This window comes from Streptomyces mayonensis (assembly GCF_018982965.1).
In the GTDB taxonomy this organism is placed as follows: Bacteria; Actinomycetota; Actinomycetes; order Streptomycetales; family Streptomycetaceae; genus Streptomyces; species Streptomyces mayonensis.
On the sequence record NZ_JACBYP010000238.1, the window covers coordinates 1 to 3,745 of the forward strand.

At 70.4% G+C, this 3,745-nt stretch carries 5 protein-coding genes; 3 read left to right on the forward strand and 2 right to left on the reverse strand.

Going from position 1 to position 3,745, the window contains the following annotated elements; genetic code table 11:
- The 3 genes from HZS56_RS37515 to HZS56_RS37525 all read left to right on the forward strand — a co-directional run.
- A partial coding sequence (locus HZS56_RS37515) for a ricin-type beta-trefoil lectin domain protein (protein ID WP_216725277.1) occupies nucleotides 1-1,130 on the forward strand: 1,130 nt, incomplete at its 5' end.
- A 136-nt stretch (nucleotides 1,131-1,266) separates the two neighbouring features.
- Nucleotides 1,267-1,674, forward strand: a complete 408-nt coding sequence (locus HZS56_RS37520) for a VOC family protein (RefSeq protein WP_216725278.1) — start codon at nucleotides 1,267-1,269, stop codon at nucleotides 1,672-1,674.
- An 85-nt stretch (nucleotides 1,675-1,759) separates the two neighbouring features.
- Nucleotides 1,760-2,098, forward strand: coding sequence for a hypothetical protein (locus tag HZS56_RS37525; protein WP_216725279.1), 339 nt, complete (start codon nucleotides 1,760-1,762; stop codon nucleotides 2,096-2,098).
- A gap of 93 nt (nucleotides 2,099-2,191) precedes the next feature.
- Here HZS56_RS37525 and HZS56_RS37530 read toward each other — a convergent pair whose 3' ends face one another.
- Together HZS56_RS37530 and HZS56_RS39185 are read right to left on the reverse strand one after the other, a co-directional pair.
- Nucleotides 2,192-2,962: an SDR family NAD(P)-dependent oxidoreductase gene (locus HZS56_RS37530; RefSeq protein WP_216725280.1), complete on the reverse strand. Its 771-nt coding sequence runs from the start codon at nucleotides 2,960-2,962 to the stop codon at nucleotides 2,192-2,194.
- 66 nt (nucleotides 2,963-3,028) lie between these two features.
- On the reverse strand, nucleotides 3,029-3,448 hold the full coding sequence (locus HZS56_RS39185; protein WP_216725281.1) for a hypothetical protein: 420 nt from the start codon (nucleotides 3,446-3,448) through the stop codon (nucleotides 3,029-3,031).
- Nucleotides 3,449-3,745: the final 297 nt, after the last annotated feature.

The window sequence follows — 3,745 nt, forward strand, 5'->3', positions numbered from 1 at the left end:
TGGCGGACGTGGTCGCGTCCTGCCTCGACAAGGACCACGAGGGCCGCCCGACCGCCGCCGAACTCCTCGAACTCGCCGAGCGGCACGGGCCGTACGAGCACCCGCTGTGGCCGGAGGACATCACCGAGAGGCTTACCGAACGGGCCGCCTTCGCGCGGACGCTGCCGGACGCGGACGACCTGCCCGCGCCGGACGCGGAGCCCGGCGGCGCGCCCGGCGGCGAGTCCGGCGAGCCGAAGCGGAAGGAGCCGGAGGAGCGGAAGGAGTCGGAGGAGCCGAAGAAGCCGAAGGAACGGCGGGGCCGCAGGCGGGCTCTGTTCGCCGTCGTCCCGATCGTGGTGGCCGCCGGAGGCACGCTGGCGATCCAGCTCCTGCCCTTCTCGGCCGACTCGGGCGCGGAGGCGGGCGCGGGCCCGTCCTCCTCCGCGTCGGCCCCGCTCGACCCGGCGGCATCGCCGTCGGCGTCGGCGTCGGGCACGGGCGGTCCCACGGCGAGTACGTCGTCGTCCTCTGCGTCCTCCACCTCGGACGGGTCGCAGGGGCCCGGCGGCGGTGGCGACGGGGCGGACGCGGGGCGTCCGGGGGCCGCGGGAGGCGCCGGTTCCGGGAGCGAAGAGGACTCGAACGGGTCGGCCGGATCAGCCGGTTCGGCCGGATCAGCCGGGTCGGGCGACTCGAACGGCTCGGGTGCCGGCGGCGCCGGCGGTGGCGCCGGTGGTTCGAGCGGGTCGGACGGCTCGGCGGGGTCCGGCGACGCCGAGGCCCCCGCCTCCGGCTGGTTCGCGCTGAAGAACGGCGAGAAGGGCACGTGCCTCACCCAGGTCTTCAGCGCCGCGGACACCGGGTCCTGCACGGGCGCGTCGGCTCGCTGGACGTTCCGGAGCGGCGCGAACGGCGCGGTCAAGATCGTCAACGAGTCGGGCTCCTGCCTCAGCGCCAACATGAAGGGCCAGTCCGTCGCCACCGCCGACTGCGCCACGTACGGCACCGCGATCCTGTGGCGGTCCGGGTCGGGCGGCACCCTGCACAGTGTCTTCAACGACGGCTGCCTCGACCTGGCCTTCGGTTCCGGCGTCGACGCCCAGACCTGTGAGTCGGGGCGGTCGTCGCAGCGCTGGACGCGCACGTAGCAGGTAGGCCGTACAGCTCGGCCGAGCAGGTCCGCCGTACTAGGTCGGAAACTGTCCCACATGCCGCTTAGCGTGAGGTCACAGGCATCGACGCGAAGACGTCGAGCCGTGCGCACCGACCGGCCGGGAGGCCCTCATGAACCTCGTTTCGATCCGCGTCATCACGGGCGACGTCGCCCGCCTCGTCGACTTCTACGAGCGTGCCACCGGGCTGCGCGCGACCTGGTCCACCGAGGACTTCGCGGAACTGCCCACCGCCTCCGGCACCCTCGCGATCGGCAGTACCCGCACCGTGCCGCTCTTCGCGCCCGGCTCCGCCCGGCCCGCCGACAACCGCAGCGTCATCATCGAGTTCCTGGTGGACGACGTGGACGCCGTGCACCGCAATCTGACCGGCTTCGTCACCGAGTTCGTCAAGGAGCCCACGACCATGCCCTGGGGCAACCGCGCGCTCCTCTTCCGCGACCCCGACGGCAACCTGGTCAACTTCTTCACACCGGTGACCCCGGCCGCCGTCGAGAAGTTCGCCGGCGTCGCCCGCTGACGGTCGCGACAACAACTGGAGTACGCAAGGATTCCTCACGGGGGCCTCAGAGCGCGATCGACGGATGCCAGCAGGTGGGAGACCGTTGTTCGACGCAACCCTCAACGGTGTGAGCTTCTCGCGGATACCCGCGGATTCCCGGATTGCCGCTCGTAATCTGCGGATCCGTGAGGGATCTCGAAACTCACACCCTGGCATCGAGCGGCCGCCGGACGGGCCGGCCGAGGTCTTCTCCCTGCACACCCGTCGAGCCGGCGGCGCCGGGCAGCAGGACGAGCGGTCGTACTTCTTCGACACGCCGGCGGAGTACCAGTGGGCGCGTGATGCGGCCGGGCTGATGCCGTCCTCGATCGACCAGCTGGTCAAACCGGTACTGGAAATCTGCGAGCACTGCGACCTCGTGCCCCCGTGCGCCTGTCGCTGACCGAGTACGACGGTCGAGTATCCGGCCCGGTCCCTCCGCGGCCCCGATGCGGCGTGAGGGCAGATGGCAAACCGCTTGGGAGGAGGCGGGTCGTCAGTCGCGGAAGGTCATGCCTCCGTCGATGTTCCATACCTGGCCGCTGATCCAGCTGCTCTCCGCGGAGAGCAGGAACGCGACGGTGTTCGCGAGGTCGGCCGGCTCGCCCAGCCGGCCCAGCGACGTCATCGCCAGGAGCGTGTTCTGGAGGGTGTCGTCGTTCTGGGCGGTCTGGGTCTCGCCCATGACCATGCCGGGTGTGACCGCGTTGCAGCGGACGCCCTGCTTGCCCCAGGTCCGGGCGACGTGACGGGTCAGAGCGTTCACGCCCGCCTTGGAGGCCGCGTAGGCGGCCCTGGCGTCCTCGCCGGCGAACGCCGCGCCGGACGAGGTGTTGACGATGGCTCCGCGGCCGGTTTCGAGGAAGTGCGGCAGTATCGCCCGGATGGTGCGGACGTAACCGAGGAGGTTGACGTCCAGAGTGCGTTCCCACACCGCGAGGTCCACGGCGAGGATGTCGAGGTCCTGACCGAGGTTCTTCGCCGACAGATCCGCCCCTACGTTGTACAGGCCCGCCACGGTGCCGAACCGCTCGATCGAGTGGGCGACCAGGCGATCGACTGACGCGTCGCTCGCCAGGTCGAACTCGACGGCGAAGACCTCGCCGCCGACACCGGACAGAACTGACGCCGTCTGCCGGGCACGCGCGATGTTGATGTCGCCGATGACGACGTTCGCGCCTTCCTCGGCCAGCCTGCGGGCAGTCGCGGCGCCGATCCCGGTGGCGCCTCCCGCGACGATGAAGGCGTTCCCTTCGAGTCCGTTCATGTTCGTTCTCTCCGAATCCGTGAGTGGGAGGGCGCAAGGTGACCCGACTGACCGAAGCGAGTGAGGTCACTTCGCCGTGGGCGTGGGGACGGAGGGGTCGGTGAGCTGCTGGAGGATGCGCGGGGTGACTTCCTTGCCTTCGGGAATGAAGGGGAACCCGGCCTCGTCGGCCTCGTGCTGAACGCCGCGCTCAGTTGGTCCTGGGCCGACGTGATCGCCGCGATCGTCATCGCAGCCGTGGCGGGGAAGGAGGGCCACGATGCCTGGCCTGGCAAGGGCTACTGCGCCCCCACAGCCGCGGCGGCTCCTTCCGCTGGCGCTGAAGCAAACCAGTGCGCCTGCAGCCCTGGTTGCGGCTGCTGCTGATTCCTCGTCCACCGCGCCGGCCTGCAACACCGTAAACCCGACCCGGATCTGTCTCGGATGGCGATCCGGCAGGCGGGTCGGTTCACGGTTTGGCGGCTCCGAGAATCCGCGAACCAGCACGCTTCCGCGTTCTGACGGAGCATCACTGCATGTACAAGGCAACGTACTTGGGGAGGCTCATGCTAAAGATGTAGCTTTCCGAGGAACGGTCGTGCCGGTCCCACAGGGGCCGGGCTCGGCAGCGGGTGAACGGGGAGACAGTTGAACGGGGAAGCCGCAAGCGGCCTCATGGGCAGTGGTGCCGAGCCGCTGGAGGACGACGATCCACGCCGGATCGGACCGATACCGCTGCTGGGCCGGCTCGGGGTCGGGGGCATGGGGCGGGTCTACCTCGGCGTCCACGAGGGCCGGTACGCG

What these genes read in the sequence shown, in the direction of transcription:
- HZS56_RS37520 (WP_216725278.1), top strand. Translation starts at nt 1,267, where the DNA reads ATGAACCTCGTTTCGATCCGCGTCATCACGGGCGACGTCGCCCGCCTC.
- HZS56_RS37530 (WP_216725280.1), bottom strand. Translation starts at nt 2,962, where the DNA reads ATGAACGGACTCGAAGGGAACGCCTTCATCGTCGCGGGAGGCGCCACC.